17 protein-coding genes and 1 riboswitch are annotated in these 17,165 nt (G+C 70.7%); of the genes, 7 read left to right on the forward strand and 10 right to left on the reverse strand.

Annotated features, from left to right (window positions below):
- Positions 1 to 117 precede the first annotated feature (117 nt).
- Both nagA and ACYVMZ_RS21385 read right to left on the reverse strand, forming a co-directional pair.
- Positions 118 to 1,329: an N-acetylglucosamine-6-phosphate deacetylase gene (nagA, locus tag ACYVMZ_RS21380; protein WP_461081978.1), complete on the reverse strand. Its 1,212-nt coding sequence runs from the start codon at positions 1,327 to 1,329 to the stop codon at positions 118 to 120.
- Positions 1,329 to 2,270 carry an ROK family protein gene (locus ACYVMZ_RS21385; protein WP_461081980.1) on the reverse strand — a complete coding sequence of 314 codons (942 nt, stop codon included), beginning with the start codon at positions 2,268 to 2,270 and terminating at the stop codon, positions 1,329 to 1,331. The genes nagA and ACYVMZ_RS21385 overlap by 1 nt, the downstream gene beginning before the upstream one ends.
- 120 nt (positions 2,271 to 2,390) lie before the next feature.
- Here ACYVMZ_RS21385 and ACYVMZ_RS21390 point away from each other — a divergent pair, with 120 nt between their 5' ends.
- Both ACYVMZ_RS21390 and ACYVMZ_RS21395 read left to right on the forward strand, forming a co-directional pair.
- The gene (locus tag ACYVMZ_RS21390) at positions 2,391 to 3,659 is read left to right on the forward strand and encodes an ABC transporter substrate-binding protein (RefSeq protein ID WP_461082091.1); all 1,269 of its coding nucleotides are present in this window, start codon (positions 2,391 to 2,393) and stop codon (positions 3,657 to 3,659) included.
- A gap of 36 nt (positions 3,660 to 3,695) precedes the next feature.
- A complete protein-coding gene (locus ACYVMZ_RS21395; RefSeq protein ID WP_461081983.1) occupies positions 3,696 to 3,941 on the forward strand; it encodes a DUF3263 domain-containing protein in 246 nt (81 codons plus the stop codon).
- A 7-nt stretch (positions 3,942 to 3,948) separates the two neighbouring features.
- On the opposite strand, the gene otsB is transcribed toward ACYVMZ_RS21395, so the two are convergent.
- From otsB to ACYVMZ_RS21410, 3 genes are all read right to left on the reverse strand, one after another.
- Positions 3,949 to 4,821, reverse strand: coding sequence for a trehalose-phosphatase (otsB, locus tag ACYVMZ_RS21400; RefSeq protein WP_461081985.1), 873 nt, complete (start codon positions 4,819 to 4,821; stop codon positions 3,949 to 3,951).
- A 72-nt stretch (positions 4,822 to 4,893) separates the two neighbouring features.
- Complete coding sequence (locus ACYVMZ_RS21405) at positions 4,894 to 6,282, reverse strand: alpha,alpha-trehalose-phosphate synthase (UDP-forming) (RefSeq protein WP_461081987.1); 1,389 nt, start codon at positions 6,280 to 6,282, stop codon at positions 4,894 to 4,896.
- Positions 6,283 to 6,387: 105 nt separating this feature from the next.
- Positions 6,388 to 7,332: a glucosyl-3-phosphoglycerate synthase gene (locus ACYVMZ_RS21410; protein ID WP_461082093.1), complete on the reverse strand. Its 945-nt coding sequence runs from the start codon at positions 7,330 to 7,332 to the stop codon at positions 6,388 to 6,390.
- Positions 7,333 to 7,491: 159 nt separating this feature from the next.
- Positions 7,492 to 7,647: riboswitch (SAM riboswitch) on the forward strand.
- A gap of 18 nt (positions 7,648 to 7,665) precedes the next feature.
- Here ACYVMZ_RS21410 and thrC point away from each other — a divergent pair.
- From thrC to ACYVMZ_RS21435, 5 genes are all read left to right on the forward strand, one after another.
- Positions 7,666 to 8,967: a threonine synthase gene (gene thrC / locus ACYVMZ_RS21415; RefSeq protein WP_461081989.1), complete on the forward strand. Its 1,302-nt coding sequence runs from the start codon at positions 7,666 to 7,668 to the stop codon at positions 8,965 to 8,967.
- A complete protein-coding gene (locus tag ACYVMZ_RS21420) occupies positions 8,964 to 9,239 on the forward strand; it encodes a MoaD/ThiS family protein (protein ID WP_461081991.1) in 276 nt (91 codons plus the stop codon). The genes thrC and ACYVMZ_RS21420 overlap by 4 nt, the downstream gene beginning before the upstream one ends.
- 440 nt (positions 9,240 to 9,679) lie before the next feature.
- Complete coding sequence (locus ACYVMZ_RS21425; RefSeq protein WP_004986573.1) at positions 9,680 to 9,883, forward strand: cold-shock protein; 204 nt, start codon at positions 9,680 to 9,682, stop codon at positions 9,881 to 9,883.
- 361 nt (positions 9,884 to 10,244) lie between these two features.
- Complete coding sequence (gene groL / locus ACYVMZ_RS21430) at positions 10,245 to 11,867, forward strand: chaperonin GroEL (protein ID WP_461081993.1); 1,623 nt, start codon at positions 10,245 to 10,247, stop codon at positions 11,865 to 11,867.
- 209 nt (positions 11,868 to 12,076) lie between these two features.
- Entirely contained in the window at positions 12,077 to 13,630 is a 1,554-nt protein-coding gene (locus ACYVMZ_RS21435) for a carboxylesterase/lipase family protein (protein ID WP_461081995.1), read from the forward strand.
- Positions 13,631 to 13,657: 27 nt separating this feature from the next.
- Here the strand turns inward: ACYVMZ_RS21435 and ACYVMZ_RS21440 are convergent, their stop codons facing one another.
- The 5 genes from ACYVMZ_RS21440 to ACYVMZ_RS21460 form a co-directional block, all read right to left on the reverse strand.
- Positions 13,658 to 14,227, reverse strand: coding sequence for a hypothetical protein (locus tag ACYVMZ_RS21440; protein WP_461081997.1), 570 nt, complete (start codon positions 14,225 to 14,227; stop codon positions 13,658 to 13,660).
- A 14-nt stretch (positions 14,228 to 14,241) separates the two neighbouring features.
- Positions 14,242 to 14,820: a Uma2 family endonuclease gene (locus ACYVMZ_RS21445; protein ID WP_461081999.1), complete on the reverse strand. Its 579-nt coding sequence runs from the start codon at positions 14,818 to 14,820 to the stop codon at positions 14,242 to 14,244.
- A 58-nt stretch (positions 14,821 to 14,878) separates the two neighbouring features.
- Positions 14,879 to 15,760, reverse strand: a complete 882-nt coding sequence (locus ACYVMZ_RS21450) for a hypothetical protein (protein ID WP_461082001.1) — start codon at positions 15,758 to 15,760, stop codon at positions 14,879 to 14,881.
- Positions 15,761 to 15,964: 204 nt separating this feature from the next.
- Entirely contained in the window at positions 15,965 to 16,234 is a 270-nt protein-coding gene (locus tag ACYVMZ_RS21455; RefSeq protein ID WP_461082003.1) for a DUF397 domain-containing protein, read from the reverse strand.
- On the reverse strand, positions 16,218 to 17,057 hold the full coding sequence (locus ACYVMZ_RS21460; RefSeq protein ID WP_461082005.1) for a helix-turn-helix domain-containing protein: 840 nt from the start codon (positions 17,055 to 17,057) through the stop codon (positions 16,218 to 16,220). Before ACYVMZ_RS21460 ends, ACYVMZ_RS21455 begins: the two co-directional genes overlap by 17 nt.
- Positions 17,058 to 17,165 lie beyond the last annotated feature (108 nt).

The raw sequence follows: 17,165 nt of genomic DNA on the forward strand, positions 1-17,165 counted from the left end.
GGGCCGACCTCCCCCGATTGATGCGCTTGCCATACGTTCCGAAAGCCCGATCATGCCAAAGAGACGGCGGTCGGCCCAGTCCTCGGGTCGGCCACCGTCTCTCTACTGCGGGACGGATCAGCCCAGTTGGGGATCGACCACCCATTCGCCCCGGCGCATCACGCCCCTGAGCTGGAAGTCCTGGTCCAGGAGCACCAGGTCGGCGTACTTGCCCGGCTCCAGTGAGCCGATCGTGTCGTCCATGCCCAGCAGCCGGGCCGGAGTGGCCGACAGGGCCGCGACCGCGTCCTCGACCGGCAGCCCGTCGACGGTCACCGCCCGCTGGAAGGCGCGGTCCAGGGTGAGGGTCGAGCCGGCGATCGAGCCGCCCTCCACCAGGCGTGCCACGCCGTCCGCGACCTCCACCTCCAGCGGGCCGAGCATGTAGCGGCCGTCGCCGAAACCGGCCGCGTCCATGGCGTCGGTGATGAACGCGACCCGGTCCGCGCCCGCGTGGTGGAACGCCAGCCGGAGGGCGGCCGGATGCAGGTGGGTGCCGTCGTTGATCAGCTCGACCGTGACCCGCTCGTCCTCCAGCAGGGCGGCGATCGGGCCGGGGGCGCGGTGGCCGAGCGGCGGCATCGCGTTGAAGAGGTGGGTCGCGACCGTGGCGCCCGCCTCGATCGCCTCCAGCGTCTGCTCGTAGGTGGCGTCCGTGTGCCCGACCGCCGCGATCACGCCGTGCTCGGCGAGCAGCCGCACGGAGTCGACACCGCCCGGCAGTTCGGTCGCGAGCGTGACCATCCTGGCCTGACCGCGGGCCGCGTCGATCAGCTTGCGGACCTCCGCCGGGTCCGGGTCGCGCAGCAGCTCCTCGGAGTGCGCGCCCTTGCGGCACGGCGAGATGAACGGCCCCTCGAAGTGGATGCCGGCGATGTCGCCCTGCTCGGCCAGCTCGCTCAGCAGGCCCGCGCGCTGGGCGAGGAAGTCCATGTCGCCGGTGACGGTCGAGGCGACCAGGGTGGTGGTGCCGTGCAGGCGGTGGGTGTGGATGCCGCGCAGTACGTCTTCGACCGACCCGGAGGTGAAGGAGGCTCCGCCGCCGCCGTGGTTGTGGAGGTCTACGAAGCCGGGGACCAGCCAGTGGCCGGTCGCGTCGATGACCTGGGCGTTTCGCGGGGCTGTGCTGGTGATGCGGGTGCCGTCGACGACCAGCTGGCCGTTGTCGACGGTTCCGGTGGGGAGGACCACGTGGGCGCCGGACAGCACCAGGGGGGTTCCGCCCGTCGTGGGGTGTGGGTCGTGTGTGGTCGGTCGCGCAGTTCCCCGCGCCCCTGAGGGGGTTGCCATCAGGCCGTTTCCTCCTTGCGGTCAGTGGCGTGCACCAGATCCCAGGCGAGCAGACCCGCGCCCAGGCATCCGGCGGTGTCCCCGAGGGCCGCCGGGACGATCGACGGCTGCTTCTGGAAGGTGATCCGCTGCCGGACGGCCTCCCGCAGGGGTGTGAACAAGGTTTCCCCGGCCTCGGCGAGCCCGCCACCGATGATCAGGGTGCGCGGGTCCAGCAGGGTGAGCGCGGTGACCAGCCCGTCGGCGAGCGCGTCGACGGCCTCCCGCCAGACCCGTACGGCCTCTGGGTTCCCCGACCGGACGGCCTCGGCGCAGCCGGCCGCGTCCGCCTCCGGGTCCCCGCAGGCCTCGGCCCAGGCCCGGCCGACCGCGGCGGCGGACGCGTACCGCTCCAGGCAGCCGCGCTGCCCGCACGGGCAGGGCGTGCCTTCGGGCCGTACGACGATGTGGCCGATCTCGCCCGCGAAGCCGTGCGCGCCCGCCTCCACCCGGCCGTCGACGCCGATGGCGCCCGCGATGCCGGTGCCCAGCGCCACGAACAGGAACCGGTCGGCGCCGCTGCCCGCGCCGACCCGGCCCTCGGCGAGCCCGCCGGTGCGCACGTCGTGCCCGAGGGCGACCGGTACGCCGAGCCGCTTCGCCAGCAGGTCGCGCAGCGGTACGTCCCGCCAGCCGAGGTTGGCCGCGTAGGCGGCGGTGCCGCGCGCCTCGTCGACGATGCCGGGGACGGCGACGCCGGCGGCGGACGCGCTCTCGCCGAAGCGGTCGGTGCCATGGGCCCGCAGCTCGGCGGCGAAGTCGAGGAGGCCGGCGACGACGGCCTCCGGTCCGCGCTCGCGCCCCGTGGCCCGGCGCGCCCGGTGCAGCGGTTCGCCCCGCGCCCCCAGGAGGGCGGCCTTCATCGCGGTGCCGCCCACGTCCAGGGCGATGACATGTCTCACGGGAACAGTGTGGCCCGGGGACCCATGAGAGGTCTAGTCCACTTATGTGGTGTAGACCTTGTCCGGCAATATGTCTGATGATTCGAAACGTTTTCGCACAGCGAGATGTGGGGCAACAAGGTGCAGCGGCGTAGGACAGGAATGATCGCGGTGGTGTCCGCCCTGGGCATGACGGCGGTTCTCGGTGGCTGCGGCCTCACCGGCGCCTCGGACGACGTGACTCTGAAGCTGGTCGCGGCCGACTACGGCGACAGCGCGGCCAACAGCTCCGAGAAGTACTGGAGCGAACTCGTCGAGGAGTACGAGGCCGACCACCCCGGAGTGAAGATCGACGTCAGCGTCCACTCCTGGAACGACGTCGACCGCAAGGTCAAGGAGATGGTCGACGCCGGAGACCCGCCGGACCTGGCGCAGATCGGCGCGTACGCCGACTACGCGGCCAAGGACCTGCTCTACCGGGCCGACGAGCTGCTCTCCATACCCGTGCAGGCCGACTTCGTCTCGCAGCTGGCCACCGCGGGAGAGGTGAACGGGGTGCAGTACGGCATGCCGTTCGCCTCCTCCACGCGCGTGCTCTTCTACAACAAGACGCTGTTCGCCGAGGCCGGTCTCACCCCGCCGAAGACCTGGAGGGAACTCGCCGCCGACGCCCAGGCGCTCAAGGCGGAGGGGGTGAAGTACCCGTACGCCCTGCCGCTCGGGCCCGAGGAGGCGCAGGCGGAGACCCTGCAGTGGCTGCTCAGCGGCGGCGGCGGTTACACCGACGACATCGGCACCTACGGCATCGACTCCCCGCAGAACGTCCGGACGTTCACCTGGCTGAAGGACGAGCTGGTCGGCAAGGGCCTGACCGGCCCGGTCGCCCCCGGCGAGCTCAACCGCGCCGACGCCTTCGCCGCGTTCGCGGACGGTGACGTCGGCATGCTCAACGGCCATCCCTCCCTGATGAAGATGGCCGCGAAGAAGGGCGTGAAGTTCGGCATGGTGCCGATGCCGGGCGCCGACGGCGAGAGCAGGCGGACCCTCGGGGTCGCCGACTGGATGCTGGCGTTCAAGAAGAACGGCCACAGCGAGCAGATCGGTGACTTCCTCGACTTCGTCTACAGCGAGAAGAACGTGGTCGCCTTCTCCCGCGAGTACGACCTGCTGCCGGTCACCAGCTCCGCGTCGAAGACCATGGCCGCGGCCCAGGAGGACCGGGACCTCCAGCCGTTCCTCGACGAACTGCTGTCCTCCGAGCTCTACCCGGTCGGCAAGACCTCCTGGGCCGAGGTCAGCGCCCAGATCAAGAAGCAGATCGGCAAGGCCGTCGCCCCCGGCGGCAGCCCCTCGGGCATCCTGGGCCAGATCCAGGCGACGGCGAACCGGGCGGAGAGCGCGCAGCAGTAGTCCCCGGTGTCAGTGGCGGGGGCTACGGTTCCTGGCATGGAGCAGGAGCAGAAGCCCGAGGGGCTCGGCCGGCGGGAACAGGACATCCTCGCGCTGGAACGCCGCGGCTTCCCCGGCCCCGGCGCGAAGGAACGGGCCATACGCGAGGAACTGGGCCTGGCCCCCGTCCGCTACTACCAGCTCCTCAACGCCCTCCTGGACGACCCCCGGGCCCTGGCCCTCGACCCGGTGACGGTGAACCGCCTGCGGCGGGTACGGGAGGCACGGCGCGCGGAACGCTGAGAGTTCCTCAGCTGAGCCGCGCCGCCAGCCCCCGCAGCAGTCGCGCGACCCCCTCCGGGCCGTTCACCACCGCGTCCGCCCGGGCCCTCAGCTCGGTCACCTCGTCGCTGCCGCTGCACACGAGCAGGCCGGGTGTGCCGTCGGAGCGGAGCTTGTCGACGGCGGCGAAGGCGGGGAGGTCACCGAGGTCGTCGCCGGCGAAGAGGACGGAACCGGCGCCGATCTCGCGGGCGAAGTCCAGGAGGGCGACGCCCTTGTCGATGCCCGGCGGGCGCAGTTCGAGGACCATGCGGCCGGGCTCGACGATCAGGCCGTGGCGGGTGGCCAGGTCGGTGAGGGGATCGCGCAGGGCCTCGAACGCGGCCTGCGGGTCGGCGGCCCGGCGGGTGTGGACGGCCACCGCCCGGCCCTTCTCCTCGATCCAGGTGCCCTGCCAGGCCCCGATCCCATCGAGGAACCCGGGCAGTTCGGCGCGGACGGCGGCGACGCCGGGGTGCGGGGCGGGAGCGGTGACTTCGCCGGTGGCAGCCTCCCAGCGTTCGGCGCCGTAGTGGCCGAGGACGGTGAGGTGCTCCAGGCCGGGGACGCCCGCGAAGCCGCCGTGTCGTACGGCGACCCCGGCCGGGCGGCCGGTGATCACCGCGACGGCGGCCACCTTCGGGGCCAGCGCGGCGAGCGCGGGCACCGCGTCGGGGTGCGCCCGGGCCTGTTCGGGGTCGGCCACGATCGGCGCGAGCGTGCCGTCGAAGTCGAGGCCGATCAGCGCCTTCCCCGGCCGCGCGAGGAGGGCGTCGAGCCCGTCCCGCCCGGCCCGCGTGGCGGGCGTCGGCAGGGGGTCCATCTCGTCCGTGGCTTCCGTGGATTCCGTGTGGCTGCCCATACGGCGAGCCTATCCACGACAGCGCGGGCGCACGCGCGGATCACCGGCGCACGCCCCTGGGCCCATGCGCCCTCAGCCCCTCAGCGCGTCCAGCTGGTCCAGGAACCACTGCCCCGGGGGCAGCGCGGTCGCCGCCGCGGCCAGCCGCTTCGCGCGCTCCGCCCGCTCCTCCGGCGGCATCGACAAGGCCTCGTGCAGTGCCTTCGCCGTCCCGATGATGTCGTACGGGTTGACGGTGATCGCGTCCTCGCCCAGCTCCGCGTACGCCCCCGCCTCCCGCGACAGCACCAGCGCGCAGCCCCGGTCGGAGACGACCGGCACCTCCTTGGCGACGAGGTTCATGCCGTCCCGGACGGGGTTGACCAGGGCCACGTCCGCCAGGCGGTACGCGGCCAGCGAGCGCGCGAAGTCGTCCTTCAGGTGCAGGACGACCGGCCGCCAGCCCGGCGTCCCGTACTGCTCGTTGATCTCCTCCGCCAGCCGCTGCACCTCGGCCGTGTAGTCGCGGTAGACGGCGAGATCCTGGCGGGAGGGGTAGGCGAAGGCGACGTGCACGACCCGCTCGCGCCACTCGGCGTGCGCGTCGAGCAGCTGCCGGTAGGCCAGCAGCCCGCGCACGATGTTCTTCGACAGCTCCGTCCGGTCGACCCGGACGATCGTCCTGCGGCCCTCGCCGATCTCCTCCCGCAGCGCCGCCATCCGCTCCTCGACGTCCGCCTCGTGCGCGCGGCGGCGCAGGAAGTCCGCGTCCGCGCCCAGCCCGTGCACACCGATCCGCGTGCCGCCGAGCCCGCCCGCGAACTGCTCGCAGCACGCGGTGAACGCGTCGGCCCAGCGGCGGGTGAGGAAGCCCAGCCGGTCGGCGCCCAGCATGCCGCGCAGCACCTGCCCGGCGATGTCGTCGGGCAGCATCCGGAAGTACTCCGGCGGCGCCCACGGCGTGTGCGAGAAGTGCCCGATCCGCACATCCGGGCGCAGCTCGCGGAGCATGCCCGGCACCAGCGTCAGGTGGTAGTCCTGCACCACCACCGCCGCACCCTGCCCCGCCTCCTCGGCCAGCGCCTCGGCGAAGGCCCGGTTGTACCGCTCGTACGACGCCCACTGGCGCCGGAACTCCGCGTCGAAGACCGGCTCCAGCGGCGTCTGGTACAGCATGTGGTGCACGAACCACAGCACCGAGTTGGCGATGCCGTTGTACGCGTCGGCGTGCACGTCGGCCGGGATGTCCAGCATCCGCACGCCGTCCTCGCCGACCCCGCGCCGGATCGCCTCCCGGTCGCCGTCGGACAGCGCCGAGCACACCCACAGCGCGCCCGCGTCCGGACCGATCGCCGACAGCCCGGACACCAGCCCGCCGCCGCCGCGTTTGGCGCGCAGCGAACCGTCCTCGCGCACCTCGTACGAGACCGGGCCACGGTTGGAGGCCACCAGTACCTGCGCAGCACCGTTCGTTGAAGCCATACGCCTCAACCTAGCCCGGCCCGGAAACGCTCAAACGTACGAGCCCCCGTATACGGCCGATATCACCTACAGCCGATATCGCCGAGACAGCCGGACGCGGGTGTCTCACGCCGCCCTGCGCTGCTGGTACTCCGCGATGTCCACCATCGGCGGACGCTCCTCGGTGTCCACGGAGTACGTGCGCGGCTCGAAACCGTCCTCGCCCCGCTCGAACTGGGTGAGCGACGGCCGGATCAGATGGCCGCGGGCCAGCCGCAGCTGGGCGGTGCGGTAGATCGCGGCGGACATCCGGCCCAGGGCCTGCCCGTCCTGGTGCCGGTGCTTGCGCACGCCCACGTCCACCTGGGCGAGGGCGTCCAGCCCCACCAGGTGCAGGGCGTCGACCAGCATGCCCAGCTCCACGCCGTACCCGACGGGGAACGGCAGCTGCTCCAGCAGCGAGCGGCGGGCCGCGTACTCGCCGCCCAGCGGCTGCACGAAACCGGCCAGCTGCGGCCAGTGCATGTTCAGCAGCGGGCGCGCCATCAGCTCGGTGACCCGGCCGCCCTGCCCGGCGGTGCCGCCGAGCGGACGGTCGTACATTCCCTTCACCAGGTCGACGTCCGGGTCGGTGAGCAGCGGGCCCACGATCCCGGAGACGAAGTCGGAGGAGAACTCCTTCAGGTCGGCGTCGATGAAGCAGACGATGTCCCCGCTCGTGACGAGCAGGGACCGCCACAGCACCTCCCCCTTGCCGGGCACGGTCGGGATGCGCGGGAGTATCTCGTCGCGGTGCACCACCGTCGCGCCCGCGGCGGCGGCCACCTCGGAGGTACGGTCGGTCGACCCCGAGTCGACGACCACGATCTCGTCGACCAGAGGAACCTGCTGCATGAGGTCGTGACGGATGATCGCGACGATGTCGCCGACCGTCTCCTCCTCGTTCAGCGCGGGCAGCACGACGCTGACCGTCTGGCCGGTGCGCTGCTTGGCGGCCAGGATCCTGTGGAGCGGGCGATCGGTCACGGACCAGGAGCGTGTCCTCAGCCAGCGCTCGACTTCTTCCAGCACGGTCTGCGGCTCCTCACTGTGTCGGATCACGAGGATCGCTCTGTGATCCATCTCGCGGTTCGGACGACTCTCTCAACTGTCCTGGCCGTCGGTTACAGTCTTGAACAACGCGGATGACCATCGCATGTCCGAGGTCAGCCGCTGTTAACAACCGCATACAGCTCATCCAGAGGGGCAGAGGGACACGGCCCGATGAAGCCCCGGCAACCCTCCAGCCGGTTCTCGTAGATCAGTGTTGATCGCTCCGCGAGGCTCCCGGCTAGGGAAGGTGCCAAATCCGTCTCACGGCGAGATGCGTCGTGAGGAAGATGAGGAGAAAGGGCCTCGCCTCACATGGCTGTGCAGACTGTTGCAAGCACCACCGACTCCACCGCCCGGACCGTCGACCTGGGCCCCGCCGCAGCTCTCTCCTGCCGGGAGTGCGGTCACCGGGTACCCCTTGGACCGGTCTTCGCGTGCGAGGAGTGTTTCGGCCCGCTGGAGATCGCCTACGAGTTCGGGGTGACGTCGGCGGCCGACACCGAGGAACTCCGCAAGCGGATCGAGGCGGGCCCCGCGAACATCTGGCGCTACGCGCCGCTGCTGCCGGTCCCGGCCGACGTGGCCGACAAGCCGAACCTCAACCCCGGCTGGACCAAGCTCGTCCAGGCCGACAACCTGGCCCGCGAGCTCGGCGTCACCGGCGGGTTGTATGTGAAGGACGACTCCGGTAACCCGACGCACTCCTTCAAGGACCGCGTCGTCGCCCAGGCCCTGGAGGCCGCCCGCGCCTTCGGCTTCACCACCCTGTCCTGCTCCTCCACCGGCAACCTGGCCGGTGCCGTCGGCGCCGCCGCCGCCCGCGCCGGCTTCCGCTCCTGCGTGTTCATCCCGCACGACCTGGAGCAGGGCAAGGTCGTCATGGCCGCCGTCTACGGCGGCGAGCTCGTCGGCATCGAGGGCAACTACGACGACGTGAACCGCTTCTGCTCCGAGCTGATCGGCGACCCGGCGGGCGAGGGCTGGGGCTTCGTCAACGTCAACCTGCGGCCGTACTACGCGGAGGGCTCCAAGACCCTGACGTACGAGATCTGCGAGCAGCTCGGCTGGCGGCTGCCCGACCAGATCGTCGTCCCGATCGCCTCCGGCTCCCAGCTCACGAAGATCGACAAGGGCCTGCAGGAGCTGATCAAGCTCGGGCTGGTCGAGGACAAGCCGTACAAGATCTTCGGCGCGCAGGCCGAGGGCTGCTCACCGGTGTCGACCGCCTTCAAGGCCGGCCACGACGTGGTCCGCCCCCAGAAGCCGAACACCATCGCCAAGTCCCTGGCCATCGGCAACCCGGCCGACGGGCCGTACGTCCTGGACATCGCGCGCCGCACGGGCGGTGCCGTGGAGGACGTGACGGACGAGCAGGTGGTGGACGCGATCAAGCTGCTGGCCCGGACCGAGGGCATCTTCGCGGAGACCGCCGGCGGTGTGACCGTGGGCGTGACGCGCAAGCTGATCGAGAACGGGCTGCTCGACCCGACCCTGACGACGGTCGTCCTCAACACCGGCGACGGCCTGAAGACCCTCGACGCGGTGGCCGGCACCGGCCTGACCGCCACCATCCGCCCGACCCTGGACTCCTTCCGAGAGGCTGGCCTCGCATGAGCGTGACCGTCCGCATCCCCACCATCCTGCGCACCTACACCGGCGGCCAGGCCGAGGTGAGCGCCGAGGGCGCGACCCTCGCCGAGGTCATCGCCGACCTGGAGAAGAACCACACCGGCATCGCCGCCCGGGTGCTGGACGACCAGGGCAAGCTGCGCCGGTTCGTCAACGTCTACGTCAACGACGACGACGTGCGCTTCGAGCAGGGTCTGCAGACGCCCACCCCCGCGGGTGCGGGAGTGTCCATCATTCCGGCCGTGGCCGGCGGCTGACCGAACATCGTCGTTACCATGGGTAACGACAATGACGGAGCGTTCATCGAATTGCCCCCTCCGTGAGAGAAGCGGAGGGGGCAATTCAGTGTGGTTGAGCGCGGTACAGTTGGGGAACGCGATGCCGATCCGCTGGTCGCGCACCCTGAATTCCTGCCGTACGCCCGACTAGATGTAGCCAAAGTGTGGGCGTCTTTCGCGGCTTATGTGCCTTTTGTGTGGCCCGACTTGCCCTGAATTACGGCGAATTCTTGCCACATTCCGGACCGGGCACGTCCAGAATTCTCGTCCGACTGACCTGTTGCAGACGGCAGTTGGGCAGATACATTCGGCCGCGGTCGACGCGTTCCGGCGCACGCCCCCAATCCGTGGGGGGTGAGGTCTGACCCGGATCCGCGAAGTGTGGATCTGTGCAAGGGCCAGTAATAGGGGAGTTAGGCATGGCTCAGGGCACCGTCAAGTGGTTCAACGCGGAGAAGGGGTACGGCTTCATCGCGGTCGACGGTGGTGCGGATGTTTTCGTCCACTACAGCGCGATCCAGATGGACGGGTACCGCACCCTGGAAGAGGGCCAGCGGGTCGAGTTCGAGATCTCGCAGGGCCAGAAGGGCCCGCAGGCCGACATGGTTCGCGTCACCGCCTGAACCAGCGACCAACGCAAGCGAACGGTCTTCTCTGAAGGGCCCGTGCCTCCCGGGGCACGGGCCCTTCGGCCTGCGCGGAGTCCGCGCGTGACCTGACCTGCGCGGGGACGGGCGCCGAGCCGGACGCGCCCTGTTCGCCCGGGGCTGAGCGCCCCGCCCGAACACCGAGAGCCGCTTGCACTCACCTATGCCGAGTGCTAATCATTGGCGTTAGCACTCTGAAGGTGAGAGTGACAACGTAAGGACCGGGTCGGTGAGGCCACGGGCCAGGTGGGGCAAGGAACCACCGGTCGGGGCCGTCCGTCGCGGGCGCGGGCGCGGTCCGAAGTAATCACCCCCAGTCCTGGAGGGACCACTTCACATGGCCAAGATCATCGCGTTCGACGAGGAGGCGCGGCGCGGCCTCGAGCGCGGCATGAACCAGCTCGCGGACGCCGTGAAGGTGACGCTCGGCCCCAAGGGCCGCAACGTCGTCCTCGAGAAGAAGTGGGGCGCGCCCACGATCACCAACGACGGCGTCTCCATCGCCAAGGAGATCGAGCTCGAGGACCCGTACGAGAAGATCGGCGCCGAGCTGGTCAAGGAAGTAGCGAAGAAGACGGACGACGTCGCCGGTGACGGTACGACGACCGCTACGGTCCTGGCCCAGGCGCTGGTCAAGGAAGGCCTGCGCAACGTCGCCGCCGGCGCCAACCCGATGGCCCTGAAGCGCGGTATCGAGAAGGCCGTCGAGGCCGTCTCCGCCGCCCTGCTGGAGCAGGCGAAGGACGTCGAGACCAAGGAGCAGATCGCCTCCACGGCCTCAATCTCCGCCGCCGACACCCAGATCGGCGAGCTCATCGCCGAGGCCATGGACAAGGTCGGCAAGGAAGGCGTCATCACCGTCGAGGAGTCCCAGACCTTCGGTCTGGAGCTTGAGCTCACCGAGGGTATGCGCTTCGACAAGGGCTACATCTCGGCGTACTTCGCGACCGACATGGAGCGTATGGAGGCCGTCCTCGACGACCCGTACATCCTGATCGCGAACTCCAAGATCTCCAACGTCAAGGACCTGCTCCCGCTCCTGGAGAAGGTCATGCAGTCGGGCAAGCCGCTGCTGATCATCGCCGAGGACGTCGAGGGCGAGGCCCTGTCGACCCTGGTCGTCAACAAGATCCGCGGCACCTTCAAGTCCGTCGCCGTCAAGGCCCCGGGCTTCGGCGACCGCCGCAAGGCCATGCTCGGCGACATCGCCATCCTCACGGGCGGCGAGGTCATCTCCGAGGAGGTCGGCCTCAAGCTGGAGAACGCCACCCTCGACCTGCTGGGCAAGGCCCGCAAGGTGGTCATCACCAAGGACGAGACCACCATCGTCGACGGTGCCGGCTCGGCTGACCAGGTCCAGGGCCGCGTGAACCAGATCCGCGCCGAGATCGAGAACAGCGACTCGGACTACGACCGCGAGAAGCTCCAGGAGCGCCTGGCCAAGCTCGCCGGTGGTGTCGCGGTCATCAAGGCCGGTGCCGCCACCGAGGTCGAGCTCAAGGAGCGCAAGCACCGCATCGAGGACGCCGTCCGCAACGCCAAGGCGGCCGTCGAGGAGGGCATCGTCGCCGGTGGTGGCGTGGCCCTGCTCCAGGCCTCCCAGGTCTTCGAGAAGCTGGAGCTCGAGGGTGACGAGGCGACCGGCGCCAACGCCGTGCGCATCGCGCTGGAGGCCCCGCTGAAGCAGATCGCGATCAACGCCGGCCTCGAGGGCGGCGTCGTGGTGGAGAAGGTGCGCAACCTGACCCCGGGCCACGGCCTGAACGCCGCGACCGGCGAGTACGTCGACCTGGTCAAGGAAGGCATCATCGACCCGGCCAAGGTGACGCGCTCCGCGCTGCAGAACGCCGCGTCGATCGCCGCGCTGTTCCTCACCACCGAGGCCGTCATCGCCGACAAGCCGGAGAAGGCCGCGGCCCCGGCCGGCGGCGGCATGCCGGGCGGTGACATGGACTTCTGATCCTCTCTGGGATCGGTACGTTCCTTTCCGTGCCGAGGGCGGCACCCCCTGGAAGCAGGGGGTGCCGCCCTCGGGCGTGTCCGGGATCACGGGGTGACGGGCCGGAACCGCCTCCTCTTAATTGCGTCACTCAATTATGGTGGGCTCCCACTATGGCCGGATGGCACGACCGGCACGGCACGCCGACGTCCCGTAGCGAGGAGCCCGCGATGACGACCACCGAGTCCCGCCCGCCGAAGGCCGACGACGCCGCCGAGCCCGTGGTGCGTACCGCCGCCGGTGCGGTGCGCGGGCGCAGGGAGGACGGGCTGGCGGTGTTCCGCGGTATCCCGTTCGCGGAGCCGCCGGTGGGGGAGGCCAGGTTCGCGGCGCCGCGGCCGGCGGCCCCCTGGGACGGCGTACGCGACGCCCACGCCTTCGGCCCGCCGCCCCCGCAGGACCTGGGCATCGCGGGCAGGACCGCCGTCCTGTCCGCCCCCGAGGGCGACGACTGGCTGACCGTCAACGTCTGGACACCCGACCCGGACCCGGCGGCCCGCCGGTCCGTGATGGTGTGGATCTACGGCGGCGCCTACAAGCTCGGCCACTCCGGCAGTCCCGGCTACGACGCCCAGCACATCGCCCGCGACGGTGACCTGGTCGTCGTCACCTTCAACTACCGCGTCGGTGTGGAGGGTTTCGCCCGGATCGGCGGGGCGCCCGCCAACCGGGCCCTGCTCGACCAGGTCGCCGCGCTGGAGTGGGTGCGGGACAACATCGAGGGGTTCGGCGGCGACCCCGCTCAGGTCACCGTCTTCGGCGAGTCGGCGGGCGCCGGGTCGGTCGCCGCGCTGATGGCCATGCCGAGTGCGGCCGGGCTGTTCGGGCGGGCGATCGCGCAGAGCGTGCCCGGCACGTACTTCTCCGATGCCCTGGCCCGGGACATCGCGGCCGCCCTGGCCGCCGAGGCGGGGCTGCGGCCGACGGTCGCCGACCTGGCTACCGTGGACCCGCGTCAACTGACCTCGACCGGCCAGGCGTTGAGCGCGAAGATGGGGCAGTACGTGGACCGCTGGGGGCAGGTCGCGCCCACGGTGACCCCTTTCTCTCCCGTCGTCGACGGCGAGGTGCTGCCCACCACCCCCTGGCAGGCGCTGGCGTCCGGGTCGGCCCGGGACATCGACCTGGTCGTCGGCCACAACCGGGACGAATACCGCCTCTTCCTCGCCATGGCCGGCCGTCTCGGCCGGATCACCGACGAGCAGGCGGCCTCGGCCCTGCGCCTGTTCGCCCCGGGCGGCCCGGAAGGGGAGCGCGCCTATCGCGCCGCGTATCCGGAGGCGACACCGGGCGAGCTGTACGAACGCGTCCAGACGGACTGGCTGTTCAACATGCCGTCGCTGCACCTGGCCGAGGCACAGATCGCGGGCGGCGGCCGCGCGTACGTCTACGAACTGACCTGGCCCGCCCCGGCCCACGGCGGCGCCTTCGGCGCTTGCCACGGCCTGGACGTCCCCCTGCTGTTCGGCACGTACCAGGCCGACCTCGGGGCCCTGTTGTTCGCCGGTGTCGAGTCGTCGCCGGAGGCGGAGGCGCTGTCGTCCCGTTTCCGGGCGTCCTGGACGGCGTTCGCGCGCGGCGGCGACCCGGGCTGGCCGGCGTACGACACCGAACGGCGGCTGGTGCAGGTGCTGGACGCGGAGCCGGTCGTCACGGCGTATCCCGAGGAGACCTCGCGCCGTCTGTGGGAGGGGCACGACTTCCCGGAGCTCCCGCTGCTCTGAGTCTCTGCGGTCCCTGGCTCTGAGTCCCTACAGGTTGCCCATCGGCTCGATGTCGACCCGCACGGGCGTGCCCCACACGCGCAGCACCTCGTAGTCGGTGAACTCGTGCACGAGCCGGTACGCCATGGCGGGCCGGGGGCCGCGCCGCTGGGCGGCGATGTACAGCTCGGCCTCGCGGCGGTCCCGGCGCGGGGTGCCGCACAGCTGCCACGCCTGGCCGTTCCACAGCTCCGGCAGCCAGCGCTGCTGGGGCTGGGGGCGGTCGCCGCGCACGCCGTAGCGGGACGGGGTGGGTCCGGTGGGCTGGGGCTGTGGGGACGGGCCGTTGAACTCGGCGCGCCGGGCCGCCCGCCGCCGTGTCTCGCACAGCAGGCACAGGTCAGGGGCGCTTTCGTCGACCGGCCCGGTGGGGTGTTCGGGGCAGCGCGTACTGGGGGCCGTCGTCGTGACGCTCTCCTCCAGCAGGTCCAGGGCACGCCGCAGGTCCGCCTTGACCTCGTGCAGCTTGGCGTCCGGCGTGTCGGCGGTGAGGGCCTCGCCGTGCTCGCCGAGGAGGCGCAGGGCACGGCCGAGGGCGGTGAGCTGGGCGTGGTTCATGGTCTCGATTGTCGTCAGTCGGCGTAGTCCTTGAGCTTTTCGGTGTCCAGTGTGATGTGCACGGGGGAGGGCAGTTCGACGGTGGCGCCCCAGGGGTGGGAGGAGGACTGCTGGTAGCGGCCGTCCTTCGGTTCGCTGAAGACGGTGACGGTGTGGTCGTCGCGGTCGATGAGGAGGTAGACGGGGATGTCGGCCTCTGCGTAGCCGATGGGCTTGTCGATGCGGTCACGTTGGTCGGTGTCAAGGTCGTGGGAGGTGATCTCCACGGCCATCAGGGCACCGTCGGGGTCGGACCACTCGCCGTGTCCCTTGAAGTGGCCCTCCGGCGCCAGCGTCCCGTCCGTTCGGGCTCGGCCCTTGCGACCAGCCTCGGCCATGACACCGGATTCGGGCACGAGGTTCAGGTCGGGGCGCTGCAGTAGGCACTGACGCAGCAGCCACATGAAGATCGACGTGTGGTTGCCGTCCGGCATGGCCTTGACCTCTAGTTTTCCGTTGAAGTACTCAAGCCGGACGGTCTCCGGTGCCCGGCGCTCCAGTTCCTCGAAGTCCTCGATGGGCATCTGCGGGCGTTCAGCGGTGCCAGGGGTCATGGTGTTGCCTCCTCCCCCCATCGTGCCCCGGGGCGGTGGCGTCGGACCGTAGGAGCCGTCATACGGATTCCTTCTCTCGGCGTCGTTGGGACATCGCGGCGCGGATCTCGGCCGCGCGGGCGTGGACCGTGGGGGCGGGCAGCGGCGCACTGGAGCGGGCGGGGGCGCGTTCGCCTCGGCACGCGCTGCAACGGCCGCCTGGTAGGGCCTCCGGGCGGCCCGGAGCACCGCAGGTCGCGCACTCCAGGACCCGCAGGGGCGGACGCGGGGCGGGTGGGGGCGGGAGTTTGCTGGTCAGGCGGTTGCGGACCAGGGCGGCCGGGTGGTGGACGGGGCTCGGCAGCCCTGCCGTGAGCGCGCGCTGTACGTCCTCCTCCGAGGCGCCCCGCGCGAACCACTCCGTGACCAGCGGGGCGAGCGCTGCGCAGTCGGCCTGGGAGAGGGACAGGACGGGTGCGGTGCGGCCGAGGGCGACCAGGAGGAGGTGGGCGCGGGAGCGGGTGGCGCGGGGCCGCTCCTGCTGCGGCTCCTGCTGCTCCGCCACGTCGCCGCGTGTGAAGGCCGCCCACCAGTCATCGTCGCGTGCCGTGCGGGAGAACCACGTTCGGGTGACCCATCGTGAACTTCCGTCGTCCGACGTCACGCACTCCCGGCCCCGGCGCAGATGGCCCGCGTCCTGGAGGCGGTTGAGGGCGGTGCGGAGTGCGCATTGCCCGTACGGCAGCTGCTTGGCCAGCGTCTTCACGGAGATGTCGGCGCCGTCGGGGAGGCGGTCCAGGTAGGCGGCGATGGCGGCTTCGCGGGGCGGGAGGTGGGCGAAGTCGTGGTTGGTGCGGGGGAGTTGGTCGGGGGCGGAGCGCTTGCCGTAGCCCGGGTTGGCCATCGGGTGGGAGGGCGGGTGCGCGGGCAGCGCGGGCGCACTAAAGTTGGCCTCAGCCATGGGATCGGTCCGTTCGATCTCGTTGGTTAAGCCCCCGCAGGTGTTGCAGCACCGGGCGGGGGCTGTTGCTTTATGGAGGCACGTTAGAGGTCCGTCACTGTGTGTGGCAAGCCGAACGCGTCAAGTCAACTCACGGGGCGGGAGGGCGGGTTGAGGCCCCCACCCGTTCCTTGAAAAGAGGGCTCGGAGCTCGGTTCCCGAAGCTCAGGCGGCCCCGTCCTTGAGGTTCGCGACGAACGCGGCCCAGGCCCCGGCCCGGAACACGAGCTTCGAGCCGTGGGGGTTCTTGGAGTCGCGGACGGGGACGAGGGCGGGGTGGCCGTCGGCTACTTCGAGGCAGTCGCCGCCAGAGCCGCGGCTGTACGTCGACTTGCGCCAGCGGGCTATTTCCAGGCAGTTGTCGCCGGTGCCACCGCTGTAGCTGGACTTGTACCAGGTCGCCGCGTCCAGGTCGTACTCAACGATGTTCCTCATGGGCGTAATCCTGCGCCATCGCCTCGATAAGGGCCAGGGACTTCTCCGGCGAGAGTGCCGAGGCCGTGAGGAGCTCGTAGTAGAGCCTGTAACGCGCGACGGTGGCGGGGTCGTCCTCCAGTCGTCCGGTGTCCACTCCTTCGAGATAGACGAGGGGAGGGGCGTCCTCGAAGTCCATCAGCCTGACGCAACCCTGCATCCCGGGGTGGGCTCCTGCGTCGAACGGCAGAACCTGAACGATGACACGGCTCTGGCGGATCAGGCCGATGAGGTGGCGGAGAGCTTCCGCCATCACCTCTGGCCCGCCCGTCACCCGGCGCAGTGCCGCCTCGTCAATCACCGTCCACAACAGGGGATTTGTTGGATCGTCCAGGATCCGGGCCCGCTCCATCCGGCCTGTCACCAGCTCCTCGATGGTCTTTTCCGTCGCTGTCGGCAGGTAAGCGCGGCTCACGGCCCGTGCGTAGGCGGGTGTCTGGAGCAATCCGGGGATCAGCATCGATGCGTACTCCCTGATGGCCGTTGCCTGTGTCTCCGCCTCAGCCGCCTCCGCAAAATGCTCCGGATACTTCGACTTCGCCGCCGCCCCACAGTTCCGCAAGAAGAAGTCCCCCGTCCCCAACACCTCATCCAGCAACCGCGCGTACTCCGGCTGCATCCGCCGAGTCCCCGCCTCCAGCTGCCCGATGAACGAGCCGCTGACGAACAGCCGCTGGCCGAGTTCCTCCTGGCTCAGGCCGGCCTTCTCGCGGGCGTGGCGGAGTTCGGCGCCCAGGAGGGCCCGAGGTGAGGAGGACGGGTCGAGATCCCTGGGTCCGGGCATGGGCAACTCCCTGTCGCACACCTGGGGTTGTTGGGGTGCCGTGTATGGCCAGATTAGGCACCGGGCGGCCACGCTGTGTGGTGAATCGCAAACTCAGCGTGGAGGTAA

Source organism: Streptomyces deserti (assembly GCF_054782695.1).